Here is a 16,688-nt window from a genome sequence, read left to right on the forward strand (position 1 = left end):
AGTCTCATCTCTGTATCGATTGGGACAAGGGCACTTCTTTTCAACGTGGCATCGCGATATCCTGCCACAGTGTCGATGTTGTCGTCTGCTTTCGAGCGGGCTGTAATATTGGCACTGTGCGGCGCTTCGATGCGCATGGGTTCGATCGATGTCGACCACAGATTTCGACACCGGTCGATGCCATGGGTGGCGGAGCACGCATACCGAATGACCTTCGGAGACTTCCCCCACGCGGGAGTGACACCCGCAGACCGAAAGAGAAATGATGCGTACCAAAATTGCTGTTTCGGCGGCACTTGGGCTCGGACTGGTATTCGGCGCAGGAGCTCCTGCGCTGTCGAGCAACCTGATGTCGACCGATGAAGAATCTGCAACCGATTTGGAAGCTGCAGTCGTCCCGGGCCAGGAGCTTGAGCGGATCACCGACGGGAAGATCGAAAAGGGCGAAACGGCCTACGTCGATGTCACTGTCGCTACCCTGTGGACCGATTCGAAAGCCCCCCGGAAGGTCGACAAACCTGCCCTTGGCCATCCTGTCGACCTCGACAAATGGAACAAGAATCTTAAGAAGACCGATGTGCGACGTGATCTGACCGGAAAGGTCGAGACCCAAGCGGCATACGGTTCCGAAGTCACTGTCCTCAAAACCAAGGGCGACTGGGCCAAGGTCGCGGTCAAGGACCAATCGACGTCCAAGAACAAGAAGGGCTACCCGGGCTGGGTGCCGAAGAAGCAGCTTGTCGAGAACGACCGATTCGGACAGCTCAAGGACGACCAGCCCCGCGCGGTCGTGACGAAGAAGAAGAGTGAACTCGAAGGTATCGAGTTCACCAAGGACACCGGCGCGGGTGTCAGCTTCAACGTCGATCTTCCGCTCATCGCCCAAGACGTCGATGACGTGCGCGTGGCGCTCCCCGGTGGCGGTGCTGCGTGGATCGACTTCGACGACGTCGCCGTCTATGACACCGGTGGCAAGCCAGCGAAGCCCAGCGGCTCTGACCTCGTCAAGACTGCGAAGCAGTTCGACGGATTGCGTTACCTGTGGGCGGGAGTCTCGCCCTACGGGTTCGACTGCTCGGGCTTCACCTACAGCATCTACCGGGCCCATGGCATCGACATTCCCCGTGACTCGGGAGAGCAGGCCACGGCCGGCAAGAAGGTCTCCGAAGGTGACCTCAAGGCCGGCGACCTGCTGTTCTTCTCGACCAGCTCCGGAACCGTCCATCACGTTGGAATGTACGTTGGTGACGGCAAGATGATCCATTCGCCCAACGCGTCCAAAGACGTCTATGTCACCGACTGGAAGTCGTGGGACACCGGCAATGAGTTCTCCGGAGCTCGCCGAATCATCTGAGCGCGACATCGAGCGGTTGGCTGATTCCGGCCGACACCGATGTCGCAATCGTTGACGTCGCAAGCGCTGACGTCGCAAGCGCTGACGTCGCAAGCGCTGACGTCGCTAGACAGAGCGAAGGCCGAGGCCCCACATGAAACGGGGAATCGGCCTTCGCTCTGTCTCGTCATGCACCTGCCCGATCGCTGCGGCAGAGTCAGCGGCCCTGGCGCCAGTTGAGCGGCAACAGCCGCCCGGTCTGGCCAGCTGAGTCACCCGGTCTGGCCTGCTGAGTCGCCCGGTGTGTGCTACTGAGCAGCCCGGTCAGGCCCGCTGAGCAGCCAGGTCTGGGCAACTGAGCTGGCTTGTCAGGCCCACTGATTCGACGCATGGCCCGCCGAAGAGACAGACGGGCACACTTGAGGGGACAGGTCAGTGGCGTGAGTTCTGGGTCGACTTGAGATAGATCGCCCGGGCCAGATCATCGCGGCGTTCGATGAGCAGCCGACGCAGCGCCGCCGGAGCATCGCTGTGCGCGGCCAACCAGGCATCGGTCTTCTCGACCGCTGTCTCTTCGTCAACCGACCAACGAGGGTAGAGCCCGAGGACCAGGCGCCTGGCGATCTCGATCGAATTGTCGGCCCAGAAGCCAGCAAGCCGAGAGAAGTACTCATCGACATAGTTTTCGATGAGCGGCATCGACGTGGGGGCCACGAAACCGGAGATGATGGCCGTGAGCACATCATTGCTCAGCGCCGCCGCCTCGTTGATGACCTCCCAAGCGCGGATCTTCACGATCGGCAACGGCATGGCCGCACTCGCAGTCTCGGCATGGAGGCGGCCCGATGAACTGGGATCTGACTGGTTCTCTCGCGCGATGTCGGTCTGGTCGGCCCAGCCCAGGCACACGAGCGCGGTCAGAGCATTCCACCGCAGAGCATGATCATTGAGCAGTCCCTTGAACGGCAGATTCGCCGCAGCGTGGTCCGGAGCATCAGATCCAGCCCCGGAAGCCCCAGTCTCGGAAGTCCCAGACCCAGAAGTCCCAGACCCAACAGGCTCAGGCGGTGCACTCGAGGTCAGATGGTCGATTTCTTCGCCGACGGGAACTGCGAGGATCTGCGACGCGAAGCTGCGGCCCATCGCGATCGCGGCACTTGCCCCAAAGCAACGCGCAGTGCGCGAGGTGAGAGCAAGAACCAGGTTCGCCAGATGAAGCTGAGCGTCCGAGCCTGACCTGGCCGTAGCCAATGCGTCAAGGGCAGCGCCCAACAGCCCGGTGATTGCGGTCTCGAAATTCCTCGCCGAGACCCACTGGTCCAGGCAGGTCAGCGCCGTCTGGCTCAGCCCGGCCATGATGCCGGCATGGCTCTCCTTGCCCAGGCTGCGCGCATAAGCCGTGAGATATCGCTGTACGGGAAGGAGGCCATCGCGAACAGCATTTTCCAAGGCTGACCACACCAATGCCCGTGAAAGCGGATCTGCGATCCGGGACACCGACCTGATCGCGGCATCTGTCGACGCCGGATCCAAGCGCACGCGCGCATAGTCGTGATCGGAGTAGTTCACCAGCGTGATATCGCCGAGGGTGCGTCCAGCGAGCTGCTCCACCTCAGCTGACTGGGTGGAGAAGTCGAAGGAGAAGGAATCGATCGGGACCAGCTTGCGTCCCTTTCGTCCCAACGTGGCGATCTCGAGTGTGTGCGGACGCAGCAGCTCGGCACCGCGAGCCGAATCGGCCTGAGTGATCTTCGCGCTGGTGATGCTTGCTCGTCCTGAACCCCGCGCAGACGATGAGGCATCGTTGGACGTCGTCAGTTCCAACGACAGTTCGGAGACTCCGGAGGTGCCCAACCAGGCACCGGCCCAGCTGGCGATGTCCCGGTCCGGGGCCGCCTCGGCGAGGCATTCGAGGAAGTCGGCGAGCTCGGTATTGCGGTAGTCGAAGCGCTTGAAGTACAGGCGCGAGCCGGCGAAGAACGCCTCCCGGCCGACGAAGGCCACGAGCTGCTTGAGCACGGACGCACCCTTGGCGTAGGTGATGCCGTCGAAGTTGAGTTTCGCGGCCTCGACGTCGGGGATGTCGGCGACGATCGGGTGCGTGGTCGGATATAGGTCCTGCGTGTACGCCCACGCTTTGCGACGCAGTGCGAAGGTCACCCAGCCGTCGGTGAAACGGGTCGCCTCGGCCAGCGCCAGCCCACCCATGTAGTCGGCGAACGACTCCTTGAGCCACAGGTCGTCCCACCACTTCATGGTCACCAGGTCGCCGAACCACATGTGCGCCATCTCGTGCAGGATCACGTTCGCCCGCGACTCGTAGTTCGCGTCGGTGACCTTGTCCCGGAAGATCAGGCTGTCGGTAAACGTGACCAGGCCCGGATTCTCCATGGCGCCGAGGTTGTACTCGGGAACGAAGATCTGATCGTATTTGCCCCACGGGTACGGATAATCGAATTCTGAGCTGAAGAAGTCCAGCCCGGCCTTCGTGATTGAGAAGATATCGGAGGCGTCGAGGTGGTCGACGAGGCTGGCGCGCGTCCATGCGCCCAACTGCACGACCTCACCGGTCGAGGGATCCGTCCAGTGGTCGGTTGCGCCCTCGTAGGGGCCTGCGGTGATGCACGTGATGTAGCTCGGCTGTCGCAGGGTCGGAGCGAAATGATGAGTGATCGCGGGGGAGTCCATATCGACTGGCCCCTGGCTCGTCTCCTGGCTCGGTCCGCGACTCGTCTCGGGGCGGTTCGACAGAACCTGGAAGTGCTCGGGGGCCGTGACGTTGAAGATGAACTCTGCCTTAAGATCCGGCTGGTCGAAGTTCGCGAACACACGGCGGGCATCGGTCGGTTCGTATTGAGTGTAGAGATAGACCTTGCCGTCGGCAGGGTCGGTGAAGCGGTGCAGTCCTTCTCCCGAGGTGGAGTAGTAGGCCTGCGCCTCGATCGTCAGGGTGTTCTTTCCCGTGCGGATGGGCAGTCCCACTCGTGCGCCGTCGAACACCTCGGCGGGGTCGAGGGTCTCATCATTGATCTCGGCGAATGTGACCGAGTCCGCGATCAGGTCGATGAATGTGCGGCACTCGGTTCGGGCGGTGAACTCGACGACGGTACGGGAGAGGTACGTCGGAGCTCCGGTCTCGGCATTGCTGACATCGATATCGACGGTGTAAGTCGAGACATCGAGCACTTGAGTGCGGCTCTGCGCTTCATCTCGGGTCAGGTTGGTTGTCATTCATAGCCTCCTCGGCGCACAGACTTTAGCATGTCACAATTCCGGTACGCTGGGTACAGCGAAGGCGAGCACGAAGGGAGTCTGATGGCGAAGTCCGAGGTCAGAGAACTGCCCCAGCGCGCCTTCAACACTCTGGTGCATCGATCTCGGATGGGTCTCAGGCGTGTGCAGGCCAACGCCGGGCAGCTGATCCAGATCCCGATCGCCGCCACCGCGGCCTATGCCTTCTGCGTCTACGTCCTCGGCCACCCATATCCGTTCCTCGCGGCCGTCGCCTCTGCCGTCGGCATCGGGCCGGTCGCCGATCGTCGACTGCGCCGAGCCATGGAGATCGGTTTCGGTGCGACCTTCGGCGTGCTCGTGGGCGAGCTCCTCGTCAACGTCTACGGCACAGGGATCTGGCAGCTCACACTGACGCTGGCCATCGGCCTCTTCATCGGCACTATGCTGAATTCCGGTGGCATCTTCATCACTCAGATCGCCGTCCAATCCGTCTACGTCGTCGTGGTTCCTGCCACCGCCACCTCTCTGCCGTTTCCCCGCACCCTTGATGCCCTCACCGGGTCCGTGTGTGCAATCCTTCTCGCCCTCATCCTTCCGCGCGATGCCCGCAAGGTCCCGCGTGGTCTTGCCGCGAGCATGCTCGACGAGATCAGTGCAGTCCTGCAGATGATGGCGCGGGCGCTGCAGGACTCCGACGTTGCACTCGCTAAACGGGCGCTCACGCGGGCTCGAGAGACGCAGGACATCATCGATTCCTGGGGTTCCTCGCTCAAGATCTCGAGGGAAGCGGCGAAGATCAATGCCAGAGGCAGGCGTCATTCCGCCGAGGTGACCAGGCTGTCCCGTGCACACACCCATGCCGATCGTGCCATGCGCACGATTCGCGTCATCGCTCGCAGGGTCGTGGGCATCACCGAATTCGGTGTGGAGAAGCCGATCATCGCCGGCTACGTGGATTCGCTGTCTGAAGGGTCGAAGAAGCTCGAAGTCGCGCTGCGCAGAGGGACAGATCGGGCACTGGCAGAAGGTGCGCTGGCCGAGGCAGCTTCCTGTCTTGATCCCCGTGCGGAGGAGAGCTGGGATATCCACGACGAGTCCCTCGTGCTGCTGCTGCGTCCTGTCGCGGTAGACCTCCTCGAAGCCTGCGGGCTGACCAACGAGGCCGCCCAGAACCGACTTCCCTCGCTCAGCGAAGACACGCGAGATACGGATGAGCCGCCCGCGGAGTGATTGAGTCGCGGACCTCAGCGGCTCTCGACGATGAACACGACAGTCGTCTCCGGTCTGAGCGCCGTGAATTCGTGCGGCTGGTCGCCCGGGTAGGTCAGGTAGTCGCCGACGTGAAGCTCGTAGGACTGTCCGAGCACCTCGATGCGTGCCGCCCCCTGCCCCAGGATCACATGCTCGATAGTGCCGACAGGGTGCGGCTGCGAGTTTCGCGGCTGACCGGGCTCGGCCTGAATGAAATAGACATCGCGCCGCGCATTCGCCGGCGATGCGGAGAGCAGGGTCGCCGCATAGTTCGCGGTGTTCGACGGCAGACTGGGCAGATCCTTGGCATGCAGTAGCGCGACTTCGTGCTGCGGGGGATCGAGCAGTCTGGCCAGAGGGATGTCGAGCGCGGATGCCAGAGCCCACATCGTCTCGACACTGGGATTGCCGGTGCCTGCCTCCAGCCCGGACATGGTCGATTTTCCGATCCCCGCCCGACGGGCAACTTCGGACAGCGAGAGGTTCGCGCGCATCCGCTCTCGTCTGATTGCGATCGCGATCTGCTCACGCGGCGTCGGGCCAGCCGACGGCTCACTGGATCCGGTGGGTGCCTCATCTCGTGGTTGAGAACTCATAAGTTCACTATAGCGACATAGCGTTCCTGTTGACGAACGATTCGTGAGTGTGCACTATATAGAACATGAGTTCTGTGTTTCGCACAATCGATCGGGTCCTTCCGGGCTCGACCTATCGTGACGTCGTCATCGTCACGATCACGATCATCGCGGTCGCACTGTCCTACGGGGCCATCTCCGCGGTGTCCGGATTCCCGTGGTGGCAGACGCTGCTGCTGGCGATGTTCGCCCTCGGCGGTGCTGCGGAATTCACCTTCGTCGGCGTGATCGCAGCAGGCGGAGCGCCGGTCCTTGCAGTGTTGGCGGGCCTGCTGGTCAACTCACGGAACTTCGCCTTCGGCGTGGCCGTTGGGCCGTTCTTTCCGCAGGACTGGCGCGCACTCATCGCGGCGCACTGGATCAACGACGAATCTATCGCCGTATCGCGAACGGTCAGCACCGATCGGGCGCGGTGGCATGCATTCCTTCTCATGGGTGCGGCAATCGCACTGATGTGGCCGAGCGGGGCCATGCTCGGCCAGTGGCTCGGCAGCGTCATCGACGCCGATCTCCTCGGCCTCGATGCGGCCTTCCCGATCATCCTTTTCTGCCTCATCCGCGGCGATCTGAAGAGCAGGACCACACTGTCGCTCACGGCGGTCGGAACCCTCATCTCGGTCCTCCTCACTCCGCTCCTGCCGCTCGGACTCGGAGCCGTGACGTCTCTGTCGGTATTCGTGTTCGTAGCGGCCGGCTGGTCGATCAGGGCGGTCGTCAGGAAGCGCCGAGGTGGCGCCGACTATGCGGATCGCAGCGACGTTGGCGCTCGCAGCGACGTTGACGATCACAGCGACGTTGACGATCGAAAGGAGGTCGACGATCGGAATGAAGCTGGCGATCGCAGCGGTACTGACGATCTCGATCGACAGGAGGGAAGCCGATGAGTCCGGTCAGTTTCCTCATCGCACTCGCCGCGCTGAGTATCGGAACCTATGCCATGCGCTTCGCCGGTGTGAAGCTCGGTGCGGCGATCGCAACGAAGGGCAGACGGCGACAGCTCGCGACCGCCTCGGCGGGGACAGGCGGGGCCGCGGGACCGAACAATACCGCGGGATCGAACAGCACCGCAAGATCGAACAGCACTGCAGGAACGAACGGCACTGCAGAACTGGCGGGGGAGTCGGAAGGCGACTCGACGGCGACGGTGACGAAGTGGATGGATCGGGCGACGGTCGTTCTCATCGGTGCAGTCTTCGCGACGACGGCGATCTTCGATGGCCAGGACATCGCGGACCCCGCACGGCTCATCGGCGTGGGTGTGGGAGTTCTGGCCGCGATCCTGCGAGTGCCGATGCTCATCTGTGTGCTGCTGGGCATGGGTGTCTGCGCAGGCATCCGAATGACAGGGATCCTGTGAACGCCGGCCAAGGTGCGAAGGTGTGACGATCAGAGCGCCGTACTTCCTCAACATTGTGTCGCCGCAGCGCTGAGGCGGTTTCATGTGCGGAGGGTGATCCGACGGTGGGGATTCGCCCAGGATCCGAGCCGTCCCCGTGCCCGGAAGAGCTGCGATTGCTAGGGTAGATGCCATGGAAATAATTGCCGGCGTTCAGCAGATGGTCTTTCTCGCCTTGTCCGTCGCCGCCTTCGGCCTCCAGCTGTGGGCGTTCATCGACTGCCTCCGCTACAAGGACGAGAACTACCGCGCCGTTGACAAGCAGAGCAAGAAGTTCTGGGTCCTCCTCCTCGGCGTCGGCCTCGCGCTCGCACTCATCGCGCTTCCGCCCATGGGCATGCGCATCATCTTCCTCAACCTGATCGCACTCGTCGCCGGCATCGTCTACCTCACCGACGTCCGCCCGAAGATCAAGGCCATCGACCCGCGCAATCGCAAACAAAATCGGAACCCCTGGCGCTGAGACCGCGACGAACACGCTTAGATGACAAACGACCTCAATCTCCCGGGCCCAGATTCCGACTACATCGCCACCTTCGGCAGCGGTGAGCCCCACACGCTCTTCGGCCACGGATTCGCCGGCGCAATCCGCGACACCCGTCCCTTCGGCACAGGCATCACCGGCACCAAGCATTTCCTCCACCTGCCCGGCCACGGCGGCCGCCCCTCACCTGGCCCAGGTTGGAACTACGGCCACATCGCCGAGGTGCTGGCACGGGCCCTGACATCCACCTCGGCGACGCAGGCCCTCGGCGTCTCTATGTCCGCCGGCGGGCTCCTCAGACTCCTCGGCACCACTCATCCGGCGACCCGGAACCTCGAGAAGGTCGCGCTCGTGCTCCCGGCATCATTCACCGGATTCTCCGCCGAGGTGGCCGATGCGAACCGCGGCTACCTGCAGCGACTGCGTGATCTGGTGGCCGCCGGAGACGTCGAGTCCATCACGGACCTGATGCTTTCTCGCGAACCTACCGAGGTTGCCGAGCTCCTGCCAGCCAGAGCCTGGACGAAGTCGAAGGCCGAGAATCTCGTCAATACGGATATGTCCGACGGGCTCGGCTTGGCTCTTGAGATCGCCGTCGACGCGAGCGCAGGCGATGTGAGCACGGGCAATGTGAGCCCAGGCAATGACCCGCTGAATGCTCTGGCTCGGTTCCCGGGGGAAGTGCTCGTGCTCACCCACGAGGATGACCCTGCCCATCCGGTCGAGGTCGCCGAGGCGATTGCGGCCGCGATTCCAGAGGCCCACTTGGAAGTCATGCCAGCGGGATCGATCCTGTGGCGCGGGCGCCACGAAGTTCGCCGGATCCTCGGCGAGTTCTTTGGCTAAACTGTCACAGTGCGCATATCCGTTCTCTCCCTCCATACCTCGCCCGCGGCTCAGCCGGGCCAGGGCGATGCCGGTGGCATGAATGTCTACGTCGATCAGTCCGTGCGCGCATTGGCAGCAGCTGGCCACGTCGTCGACGTCTTCACCGCCGACCCGAGCGGTATTGATGGACTGGGCGGGCGCGCCGGCACCCTGCAGATCGTTGAGAACGTCCGACTCCACCAGCTGCCGATCGATGCGGCCAACAAGGACGAGCTTGCCGATGCCATCGACGAACTCGCGCTGCTCCTCCTGGACGAACCGGGCTTCACCTCAGCCGATCTGATCTGGGCGCACTATTGGATCTCCGCCGAGGCGGCACTGCGGGCTCAGGAGCTTCGCTCCCAGGAGTCACTGTCGGCGGTCGCCGAGGACGCGACCAGGTCCGGTGCACGTCCTCGAATCGTCGTGAGCATGCACACGATCGGCGCGGTCAAGAACCGCGACTCAGAGACCAGCCACGAACGGCCCCAGCGGTTGGAAGCAGAGGAGAGAATCGCCTCGGCGGTGGACCTGATCGTGGCCAACACCCCGGCAGAGCGTCGCGATCTCATCCACGAACTCGGCGCCGATGCCGACGCCGTAGTGGTGGCCAGGCCCGGCGTCGACCACGACCTGTTCTCTCCAGGAGATCGAGCCGAGGCCAGAACGGTTTTGGGTCTTGCGCGAGAGGAATTCGTCGTCCTCTACGTGGGGCGGATGCAGTTCATCAAGGGGACCGACGTCGTCGTCGATGCGATCTCCGGCCTGCGAGAGGACAACCCGCACCTGGCGTCTCGGACGCGTGGAATCCTCCTCGGCGCAGTTTCAGGCCAAGAGGCTCCGACTGGATTCTCGCCGTACCTGCGCGAACTGAACTCAGCGATCGCCGCCGAACCCAGCGTCGAGGTGCGACGTCCCGTCCCCGCGCATGAACTCGTCACCTACTACCGCGCGGCGGACATCCTTCTCGTCCCCTCACGCAGCGAATCATTCGGACTGGTCGCGGCCGAAGCCTCCGCATCGGGCCTGCCCGCCATCGCCTCGGCGGTGGGCGGCCTGCCCGACATCGTCGAACACGGGTATTCGGGCGTGCTCATCGCCGATCACAACCCTCGGCATTGGGCCATGGCTCTCGAGCGGATGCTCCTCGACGATGAACTGCGACGCGAACTCGCACTTCATGCCGCCGATCGCTCGACTCGATTCGATTGGTCGGCCACGGCGGCGAGTGTGCTCGGCGCCCTCGACGTGCCGGATCTGGCCCCGACGACGACGATGACGACCACCGAGCAGATGACGGGCACGGAAGAGACAACGACCGCGGAAGAGATGTCGAACACGGAAGAGACAGCGACCGCGGAAGAACTCAATCCGAAGCCGCGACTGGTTGGGCGCGGCTGCTGAAGAACTCAATGGATTGCCGACGGAAGGACACATGATGACGACCGACACCGAGACGATTCTGGCCGGCGTGAGGCAGTGGGCGAATGAGAACGAGGTCGAAGTCGACGCCGTTGAGGACACGCAGATCGCCGTAGTCCTGCCGGGAGAGAAGAAGCTGAAGACGACCGTGTCGATCACCGTCTCTGCGCGAACGGTGCAGCTGCAGGCGTTCGTCATTCGCCATCCGGACGAGAACGCCGAGGAATTCAACCGCTGGCTGCTCATCAAGAACATGAAACCAGGCCCGGTGTCGTTCGGCATCGACACCCTCGGCGATGTGTATCTGGGAGCCAGCGTTCCCCGGGACCGACTTCTCGAGGAACTCGACTCGCTGCTCGGGGCGATACTGGCGATCGCCGACTCCTCGTTCAACGAACTTCTGCTCATCGGCTTCCTCACCGGAATGAAGAAGGAATGGGCCTGGAGGATCAGTCGCGGGGAGTCGACGCGGAACCTCGCCGCCTTCGAAGACGTCCTCAGCGGAGCGGACAACGAATTTCTGGAGCAGGCTTGAACGTCGACGATTACATCGCCGGCTTCGACGATGTGCACAAGCGGGAATTCCTGAGCCACCTCCGGGACCTCAGCCGCGCCGCTGCGCCCACCGCTGAGGAGGGGCTCAAGTGGGGGAACCCTGCCTATTTCGTGGGCACGATCCTCTTCGCCTTCGCCGGCTACGCCAAGCACGCGAACTTCGTATTCACCCCCAGCACCAAAGAGGCCTTCGCCGATCGGCTGAGCGGATTCGATACCGGAAAGGGTTCGATCAAGCTCTACTACGATCGCGAGATCCCCACCGACCTGCTGGCGGAGATGATCGCCCACCGCATCCGTGAGTTCGAGGTCGACGGCGTGAAGTGGATGTGAGTCTCAGCTCAGGTCCAGTTTGAGCCCTTCGTGACTAGCCTCGTAGCCGAGCCGTGCATAGAACCGCTGCGCATCCGTGCGCGACTTATCGGTCGTCAGCTGAGCCAGCGATGCCCCGAATCGACGCCCGCAGGCATGGGCCCATTCGAAGACCGCCGTGCCCAGACCGAGGCCCTGCGCATCAGGCCCGATCCTCACCGCTTCGATCTGCAGCCGCGTCGAACCTCGTCGTGACAGGCTCGGGATCAGCGTCAGCTGCAGAGTGCCGACGACGGCAGCCGATCCGGTGTCGGAAGGGCGTGCCCGCCCACCCTCATCGTAGTTCGCAGAACCGTCATTACGGTTCTCGGCACCTTCGTGATGGCTCTCGGAGCATTCGTGATGGCTCTCAGCACAGTCGGTGACATCGTCGATCGTGACCAGAAGCTGATTGGGATCGGAATCAATGAGACCGAAGGCGCGCTGGTAGTCGGCCACCTCCTCGGCGCCGGAACCCTCACGAGCGGCACCGAGGGCGTCATCGCGAAGCAGTGACACGAGGTCGTGCACATCGGTGTCTCGTGCCCGCCGAATCAGAAATCTCCTGTTCGCGAGAGCGATCGTCTCCGTCTCGAAAGTGGAGAAGCCCGACGGGGTCGACGGCCGGATCACAGTCCCGACTCCTGTGTGCGGCTGTCTCCGGCGACCTGCTCACGCGGCGGTTTGCCGTAGGTGCGGCGTGCGAACACCGAAGCCAGGAGTGCACCGGAGACGTTGTGCCAGACGCTGAACACAGCGCCGGGAAGAGCAGCGAGCGGTGAGAAGTACGTGGTCGCGAGAGTGGATGCGAGCCCCGAATTCTGCAGCCCGACCTCGAAGGTCATCGCTCGTCTGGTCGGAGTGTCCAACCGGCAGGCCGCGGCCACTCCGTAGCCGACTCCAAGTCCCAGGACGTTGTGCGTGATGACTGCCAGGAGCACGAGGATTCCGGCGGTCGCGATGGAGCCGGCGGAACCCGCGACGACGACCGCCACGATGTAGGCGATGGCCATGGACGCGAACCAGGGCAGAATCGGTGAGATCTTGTCGACGAGCTTCGAGGCCACAAGCCTGACGATCACCCCGACGATGACGGGTACGAGCACCGTCTGACAGATCGAGACGAACATCGACCAGAACGGCACGTCCATGTATGAGCCGGCCAGCCACAGGGTCAGCAGGGGTGTGAGCACCGGGGCGAGGAGGGTCGACAGGGTCGTGATCGACACCGACAGGGCGGTATCGCCCTTGGCCAGGTAGGTGACGACGTTCGAAGCAGTTCCTCCAGGGGCACATCCAACGAGGATGACGCCGACCGCGATCTCAGTCGGAAGGCTGTAGAGGGTGACGACCAGGAGACCGAGCAGGGGCATTGCGACGAACTGTGTGACGACACCGAGGGCGGCGATCCATGGCTTCTTCGCGATCCGGGCGAAGTCCGGCAGCGTCAGCGTCAGACCCATGAAGAACATGACGAATCCGAGAGCCCAGGTGATCGAGGGCGCGAGAGGAGTGAACGTGTCAGGGCTGAGGAACCCGAGGACACCTGCGATGACGACGAGGACCGGCAGCGCCGTCACGGCGATGATCGAACTGCGGTCGGAGTTCGGCTGCTGGGGCTGAGGAGCCGATGACCCTCCCGCCGGCGGTGGCGGGGTCATCGGCTGTGTACTTGACGACGGAGGCTGCGGGTTCGACGACTGAGGCTGTGAGTTCGACGACGGCGGCGTAGGGGTGTCAGACATGAGTTCAGGCTATCCGGGCATATCGGGATGCAAGATCGAGTGCCGAATAGTGAGAAAGATCTCGGAAGCACCTCGACCAGAGGGTGGGCAGCTCTGTGCGCGTCGGCACGGTCGTGCAAAAATGGTGGCATGACGCATAACCTCATCCTGCTGCGCCACGGCGAGAGCGAATGGAACCAGAAGAATCTGTTCACCGGTTGGGTCGACGTGACCCTGACGGACAAGGGGCGGGCTGAGGGCCAGCGGGCCGGTGAGCTCCTGCGCGAGGCCGACCTCATCCCCGACGTCGTGTACACCTCCCGACTCAAGCGGGCCATCCTCACCTCGAATCTGGCGCTCGAAGCCGCCGATCTCTCCTGGCTCGACGTCCATCGCAGCTGGCGACTCAACGAACGCCACTACGGTGCGCTGCAGGGCAAGAACAAGAAGGAGATCCGCGAGGAGTTCGGCGAGGAGCAGTTCATGACCTGGCGCCGCTCCTTCGACACCCCGCCGCCAGCTCTCGGCGACGCCTCCGAATTCTCGCAGGCAGGAGATCCGCGCTACGCCAACCTCGGCGGTTCCCTGCCTCGCACGGAATGCCTGGCCGACGTCATCGACCGGCTCCTGCCCTACTGGTACGACCGGCTCGTCCCCGAACTCACCGTCGGACGCACCGTGCTCGTCGTCGCCCACGGCAATTCGCTGCGTGCCCTCGTCAAGCACCTCGACGGAATCTCCGACGCCGATATCACCGGCCTCAACATTCCCACCGGAATCCCGCTGCACTACGAGTTGACCGAGGACTTCACCCCGGTCAAGCCCGGCGGCACCTACCTCGACGCTGCTGCCGCAGAGGCCGCGATCGGTCAGGTCGCCAACCAGGGCCGCTGAGGCTCAGACTCTCCCACGCTCAGTCTCTCTCGCTCAGGCTCACACTTACCTGCCGCCACCTCGGCGACCGCCCTCATCTGCTCAAGGAGAAGGGAGATCGCCGGGGATGCGCTCATCGAGGCCCGCCACACGAGGTAGATCCAGCGGGCGATGCTCGGATCGTCGAGTTCGACGACGGTGACGTCGGCAGGCAGGTGCGGCCGTCCCAACCGCGGCACCAGCGCGAGCGCCCCGACAGCCCGGACGAACTCGATCTGGGTGTCATACTCCATCGCCCAGTACTCGATCCGCGGTTCGGCGTTGAGCGGATCGAAGAGCGCGGTGAGCCAGCGATGGCATACGCCGTTGCGCGGTGCCGAGACGAAGACCTCGCGGAGGAGATCCTGCCGGGTCACCAGATGGCGTGATGCCAGATGGTGGTCACGATGCATGACGATATCGGCCCGGTCGACGGTGATGAGCTCGGAATTCAGCGTCGAGGGCAGCTGGGGAGGACCTTCCCGCCAGTCGAAGATCAGCGAGGCGTCGATCCGACCGACCGTGACCATGTCGATGAGCTCATCGGGCTCCTCTTCGATGTTGGTGATCGTCAGCTCCGGCGCGGTCTCCTTGAGCAGCGGCAGGGATGGCACCAGCACTCCGCGGATGCCTGTCGAGAACCCGCCCACCGTGATCCGACCTCGAGGTTCGCCCGACCTTGCCCGGCGTCGGTCTCGAGGCTTTCGAGGTCCTGGAGCAGCTCGGCGCCGCGCCGGCTGAGCTCACGGCCCATCGGAGTCAATGCGATCCCCCGTCCGGTGCGCTCGGTGACCGGTGAGCCGAGGTAGCGCGAGAGCTTCTGCAGCTGGTGGCTGATGGCCGCCGAGGTGTAGCCGAGTGCGTCGGCAGTCGCCGTGACGGATCCGGCCGAGTCGAGAGCAACGAGCGTGCGCAGGGCGAGAGTGTCAATCATCAAATAATTTTAACGAAACCACGCATTTATATTCAATGGAATTTTGATGCAATGGCTGGGATCCTGGAAGTATGCGTCCCGTCCATTACATGCTCGCCCTGCTCGTCGTCGTTCTCTGGGGCGTCAACTTCATCTTCATCGACTTCGGGCTGCGGGACTGGCCACCGCTGCTCCTCGTCGCCGCCCGCTTCACGCTCGTCGTGATCCCGGCGATCTTCTTCGTCAAGTACCCCAGAGGGAACTTCCGACGTATCCTCCTCATCGGCGTCTTCATGTCCGCCGGTCAGTTCGGCCTCCTCTACACAGCCATGTTCCTCGGGCTGCCTGCGGGCCTGACTTCGATCGTCATCCAGATTCAGGCCGCCTTCACGGTGCTCGTCGCGGCCCTTGTGCTCAAGGAGTTCCCGAGTCGACGCCAGATCATCGGCATCCTCATCGGCCTGTCCGGACTGTGCGTCATCGGCCTGAGCCTTCAGGCATCGGTGCCGATCGTCGCCTTCCTCGTCGCGCTCGCCGCGTCCCTGTCCTGGGCGATCGGCAATGTCATCGCCCGGGGAGTCAAGGAGGGCACGAACGGTGTGCAGATGACCGTGTGGTCGGCCATCGTGGTCCCCGTGCCGCTGTTCGCGCTCTCGATACTCGTCGACGGCCCCGCCGAGGTGGCTCACGCCCTTGCGAACCCGACCTGGGGAGTCGTGGCTTCGGTCGTCTACACCGCCGGCTGTGCCTCACTCGTCGGCTACGTCATCTGGAATTCGCTGCTTGCAAGGTTCCCGGCATCGCAGGTGGCGCCGTTCTCACTGTTGGTTCCCCTGGTCGGTGTGCTCTCGGCCTGGCTCGTCCTCGGAGACCGTCCCACCGTTCCCGAGCTCGTCGGCGGAGCCCTCCTGCTTCTGGGCGTCGCTGTCACGACGGGAGTGCTGAAGACCATCGCACGCAGCATCAGCGGAACGAACCGGAGGCACCGGAGAGTCATCGCCAGCGAAAAGCCCGAGGTCGAACATTCGTCGACCTCGGGCTGATTCGGTGCTTCAGGCGTATGTCACTTCTTCGACAGGTACGGTTCCCAGTTGCCGGTGAGCAGGTATTCGACCTTCTGGGACACGGACACCGCGTGGTCGCCGAAGCGCTCGTAGTAGCGCGAGAGCAGGGTGACGTCGGCGATGTGGCGCGGTGCCAGCGACCCGGCGGGCGCCTCGGCGAGCTTGGCGAAGATGCTCAGGTGCAGTTCGTCGAGCTCTTCGTCGATCGCATTGATCGTGGGCACGGCGGTCAGGCCCGGGTTCGACAGCAGGTTCTCCGTCGCCTCGGCGATCTTCTCTCCGGATTCGCCATGCGGGTGAAGGTTTCGGTGAAGTGATCGGGGATCGCTGACTCCGGGTAGCGGATGCGGACCTGCTGGGCGATGTGGCGAGCCAGGTCGCCCATGCGCTCGAGCGAAGCGGACATCCGCAGCGAACCGAGGACCGCGCGCAGGTCGGCGGCGACGGGGGCCTGCAGGGCCAGCATCTCAGCGGCCTGCTGGTCGAGGGCGTACTGCTGTGGTCGATCACGGCGTCGGCTTCGATGACCTTTTCGGCCAGTTCGAGG

General features: G+C 63.6%; 19 protein-coding genes. 11 read left to right on the plus strand and 8 right to left on the minus strand.

Annotated elements, in window-relative coordinates; all coding sequences use genetic code 11:
• The first annotated feature begins 262 nt into the window (after positions 1–262).
• Positions 263–1,354, plus strand: a complete 1,092-nt coding sequence (locus HX613_RS06875; protein ID WP_235344652.1) for a C40 family peptidase — start codon at positions 263–265, stop codon at positions 1,352–1,354.
• Between the two features lie 411 nt (positions 1,355–1,765).
• Here the strand turns inward: HX613_RS06875 and pepN are convergent, their stop codons facing one another.
• Positions 1,766–4,564 (minus strand): aminopeptidase N, encoded by a 2,799-nt coding sequence (pepN, locus tag HX613_RS06880; protein WP_235344653.1) that lies wholly within the window; start codon positions 4,562–4,564, stop codon positions 1,766–1,768.
• An 84-nt stretch (positions 4,565–4,648) separates the two neighbouring features.
• Here pepN and HX613_RS06885 point away from each other — a divergent pair, with 84 nt between their 5' ends.
• On the plus strand, positions 4,649–5,797 hold the full coding sequence (locus HX613_RS06885) for an FUSC family protein (RefSeq protein ID WP_235344654.1): 1,149 nt from the start codon (positions 4,649–4,651) through the stop codon (positions 5,795–5,797).
• 14 nt (positions 5,798–5,811) lie between these two features.
• On the opposite strand, the gene HX613_RS06890 is transcribed toward HX613_RS06885, so the two are convergent.
• Positions 5,812–6,414 carry a helix-turn-helix domain-containing protein gene (locus HX613_RS06890; protein WP_235344655.1) on the minus strand — a complete coding sequence of 201 codons (603 nt, stop codon included), beginning with the start codon at positions 6,412–6,414 and terminating at the stop codon, positions 5,812–5,814.
• Between the two features lie 65 nt (positions 6,415–6,479).
• On the opposite strand from HX613_RS06890, the gene HX613_RS06895 reads away from it, so the two are divergent.
• From HX613_RS06895 to HX613_RS06925, 7 genes are all read left to right on the plus strand, one after another.
• On the plus strand, positions 6,480–7,337 hold the full coding sequence (locus HX613_RS06895; RefSeq protein WP_235344656.1) for an AzlC family ABC transporter permease: 858 nt from the start codon (positions 6,480–6,482) through the stop codon (positions 7,335–7,337).
• Positions 7,334–7,810 (plus strand): AzlD domain-containing protein, encoded by a 477-nt coding sequence (locus HX613_RS06900; protein WP_235344657.1) that lies wholly within the window; start codon positions 7,334–7,336, stop codon positions 7,808–7,810. The genes HX613_RS06895 and HX613_RS06900 overlap by 4 nt, the downstream gene beginning before the upstream one ends.
• 172 nt (positions 7,811–7,982) lie before the next feature.
• Complete coding sequence (locus tag HX613_RS06905) at positions 7,983–8,312, plus strand: DUF2516 family protein (RefSeq protein WP_235344658.1); 330 nt, start codon at positions 7,983–7,985, stop codon at positions 8,310–8,312.
• 21 nt (positions 8,313–8,333) lie between these two features.
• Positions 8,334–9,179 carry an alpha/beta fold hydrolase gene (locus HX613_RS06910; protein ID WP_235344659.1) on the plus strand — a complete coding sequence of 282 codons (846 nt, stop codon included), beginning with the start codon at positions 8,334–8,336 and terminating at the stop codon, positions 9,177–9,179.
• A 9-nt stretch (positions 9,180–9,188) separates the two neighbouring features.
• Positions 9,189–10,604: a glycosyltransferase gene (locus tag HX613_RS06915; protein WP_235344660.1), complete on the plus strand. Its 1,416-nt coding sequence runs from the start codon at positions 9,189–9,191 to the stop codon at positions 10,602–10,604.
• Positions 10,605–10,635: 31 nt separating this feature from the next.
• Entirely contained in the window at positions 10,636–11,157 is a 522-nt protein-coding gene (locus HX613_RS06920) for a YbjN domain-containing protein (protein WP_235344661.1), read from the plus strand.
• Positions 11,154–11,510: an iron chaperone gene (locus HX613_RS06925; protein WP_235344662.1), complete on the plus strand. Its 357-nt coding sequence runs from the start codon at positions 11,154–11,156 to the stop codon at positions 11,508–11,510. Before HX613_RS06920 ends, HX613_RS06925 begins: the two co-directional genes overlap by 4 nt.
• 3 nt (positions 11,511–11,513) lie before the next feature.
• On the opposite strand, the gene HX613_RS06930 is transcribed toward HX613_RS06925, so the two are convergent.
• Together HX613_RS06930 and HX613_RS06935 are read right to left on the minus strand one after the other, a co-directional pair.
• Positions 11,514–12,161 (minus strand): GNAT family N-acetyltransferase, encoded by a 648-nt coding sequence (locus HX613_RS06930; protein ID WP_235344663.1) that lies wholly within the window; start codon positions 12,159–12,161, stop codon positions 11,514–11,516.
• Positions 12,158–13,273: a bile acid:sodium symporter family protein gene (locus HX613_RS06935; protein ID WP_235344664.1), complete on the minus strand. Its 1,116-nt coding sequence runs from the start codon at positions 13,271–13,273 to the stop codon at positions 12,158–12,160. The genes HX613_RS06930 and HX613_RS06935 overlap by 4 nt, the downstream gene beginning before the upstream one ends.
• A gap of 129 nt (positions 13,274–13,402) precedes the next feature.
• Here HX613_RS06935 and HX613_RS06940 point away from each other — a divergent pair, with 129 nt between their 5' ends.
• A complete protein-coding gene (locus HX613_RS06940; RefSeq protein WP_235344665.1) occupies positions 13,403–14,146 on the plus strand; it encodes a phosphoglyceromutase in 744 nt (247 codons plus the stop codon).
• Here HX613_RS06940 and HX613_RS06945 read toward each other — a convergent pair.
• Positions 14,122–14,778, minus strand: coding sequence for a LysR substrate-binding domain-containing protein (locus tag HX613_RS06945; protein WP_328284918.1), 657 nt, complete (start codon positions 14,776–14,778; stop codon positions 14,122–14,124). The genes HX613_RS06940 and HX613_RS06945 overlap by 25 nt on opposite strands.
• Positions 14,736–15,098 carry a helix-turn-helix domain-containing protein gene (locus HX613_RS06950; protein ID WP_235344667.1) on the minus strand — a complete coding sequence of 121 codons (363 nt, stop codon included), beginning with the start codon at positions 15,096–15,098 and terminating at the stop codon, positions 14,736–14,738. Before HX613_RS06950 ends, HX613_RS06945 begins: the two co-directional genes overlap by 43 nt.
• A 71-nt stretch (positions 15,099–15,169) precedes the next feature.
• On the opposite strand from HX613_RS06950, the gene HX613_RS06955 reads away from it, so the two are divergent.
• Positions 15,170–16,120, plus strand: a complete 951-nt coding sequence (locus tag HX613_RS06955) for an EamA family transporter (RefSeq protein WP_235344668.1) — start codon at positions 15,170–15,172, stop codon at positions 16,118–16,120.
• 20 nt (positions 16,121–16,140) lie between these two features.
• Here the strand turns inward: HX613_RS06955 and HX613_RS22565 are convergent, their stop codons facing one another.
• Both HX613_RS22565 and HX613_RS06965 read right to left on the minus strand, forming a co-directional pair.
• The gene (locus tag HX613_RS22565) at positions 16,141–16,365 is read right to left on the minus strand and encodes a PhoU domain-containing protein (RefSeq protein WP_235344669.1); all 225 of its coding nucleotides are present in this window, start codon (positions 16,363–16,365) and stop codon (positions 16,141–16,143) included.
• Positions 16,366–16,370: 5 nt separating this feature from the next.
• Positions 16,371–16,688, minus strand: a 318-nt coding sequence (locus tag HX613_RS06965) for a phosphate signaling complex PhoU family protein (RefSeq protein ID WP_328284919.1), incomplete at its 5' end; no start/stop codon positions are given.

Origin of the sequence: Brevibacterium sp. UCMA 11754 (assembly GCF_021532275.1) — a bacterium.
Classification (GTDB): Bacteria; Actinomycetota; Actinomycetes; order Actinomycetales; family Brevibacteriaceae; genus Brevibacterium.

What these genes read in the sequence shown, in the direction of transcription:
- HX613_RS06890 (WP_235344655.1), bottom strand. Translation starts at nt 6,414, where the DNA reads ATGAGTTCTCAACCACGAGATGAGGCACCCACCGGATCCAGTGAGCCG.
- HX613_RS06950 (WP_235344667.1), bottom strand. Translation starts at nt 15,098, where the DNA reads ATGATTGACACTCTCGCCCTGCGCACGCTCGTTGCTCTCGACTCGGCC.
- HX613_RS06955 (WP_235344668.1), top strand. Translation starts at nt 15,170, where the DNA reads ATGCGTCCCGTCCATTACATGCTCGCCCTGCTCGTCGTCGTTCTCTGG.
- HX613_RS06905 (WP_235344658.1), top strand. Translation starts at nt 7,983, where the DNA reads ATGGAAATAATTGCCGGCGTTCAGCAGATGGTCTTTCTCGCCTTGTCC.
- HX613_RS06920 (WP_235344661.1), top strand. Translation starts at nt 10,636, where the DNA reads ATGATGACGACCGACACCGAGACGATTCTGGCCGGCGTGAGGCAGTGG.
- HX613_RS06910 (WP_235344659.1), top strand. Translation starts at nt 8,334, where the DNA reads ATGACAAACGACCTCAATCTCCCGGGCCCAGATTCCGACTACATCGCC.
- HX613_RS06900 (WP_235344657.1), top strand. Translation starts at nt 7,334, where the DNA reads ATGAGTCCGGTCAGTTTCCTCATCGCACTCGCCGCGCTGAGTATCGGA.
- HX613_RS06875 (WP_235344652.1), top strand. Translation starts at nt 263, where the DNA reads ATGATGCGTACCAAAATTGCTGTTTCGGCGGCACTTGGGCTCGGACTG.
- pepN (WP_235344653.1), bottom strand. Translation starts at nt 4,564, where the DNA reads ATGACAACCAACCTGACCCGAGATGAAGCGCAGAGCCGCACTCAAGTG.
- HX613_RS06935 (WP_235344664.1), bottom strand. Translation starts at nt 13,273, where the DNA reads ATGTCTGACACCCCTACGCCGCCGTCGTCGAACTCACAGCCTCAGTCG.
- HX613_RS06895 (WP_235344656.1), top strand. Translation starts at nt 6,480, where the DNA reads ATGAGTTCTGTGTTTCGCACAATCGATCGGGTCCTTCCGGGCTCGACC.
- HX613_RS06940 (WP_235344665.1), top strand. Translation starts at nt 13,403, where the DNA reads ATGACGCATAACCTCATCCTGCTGCGCCACGGCGAGAGCGAATGGAAC.
- HX613_RS06885 (WP_235344654.1), top strand. Translation starts at nt 4,649, where the DNA reads ATGGCGAAGTCCGAGGTCAGAGAACTGCCCCAGCGCGCCTTCAACACT.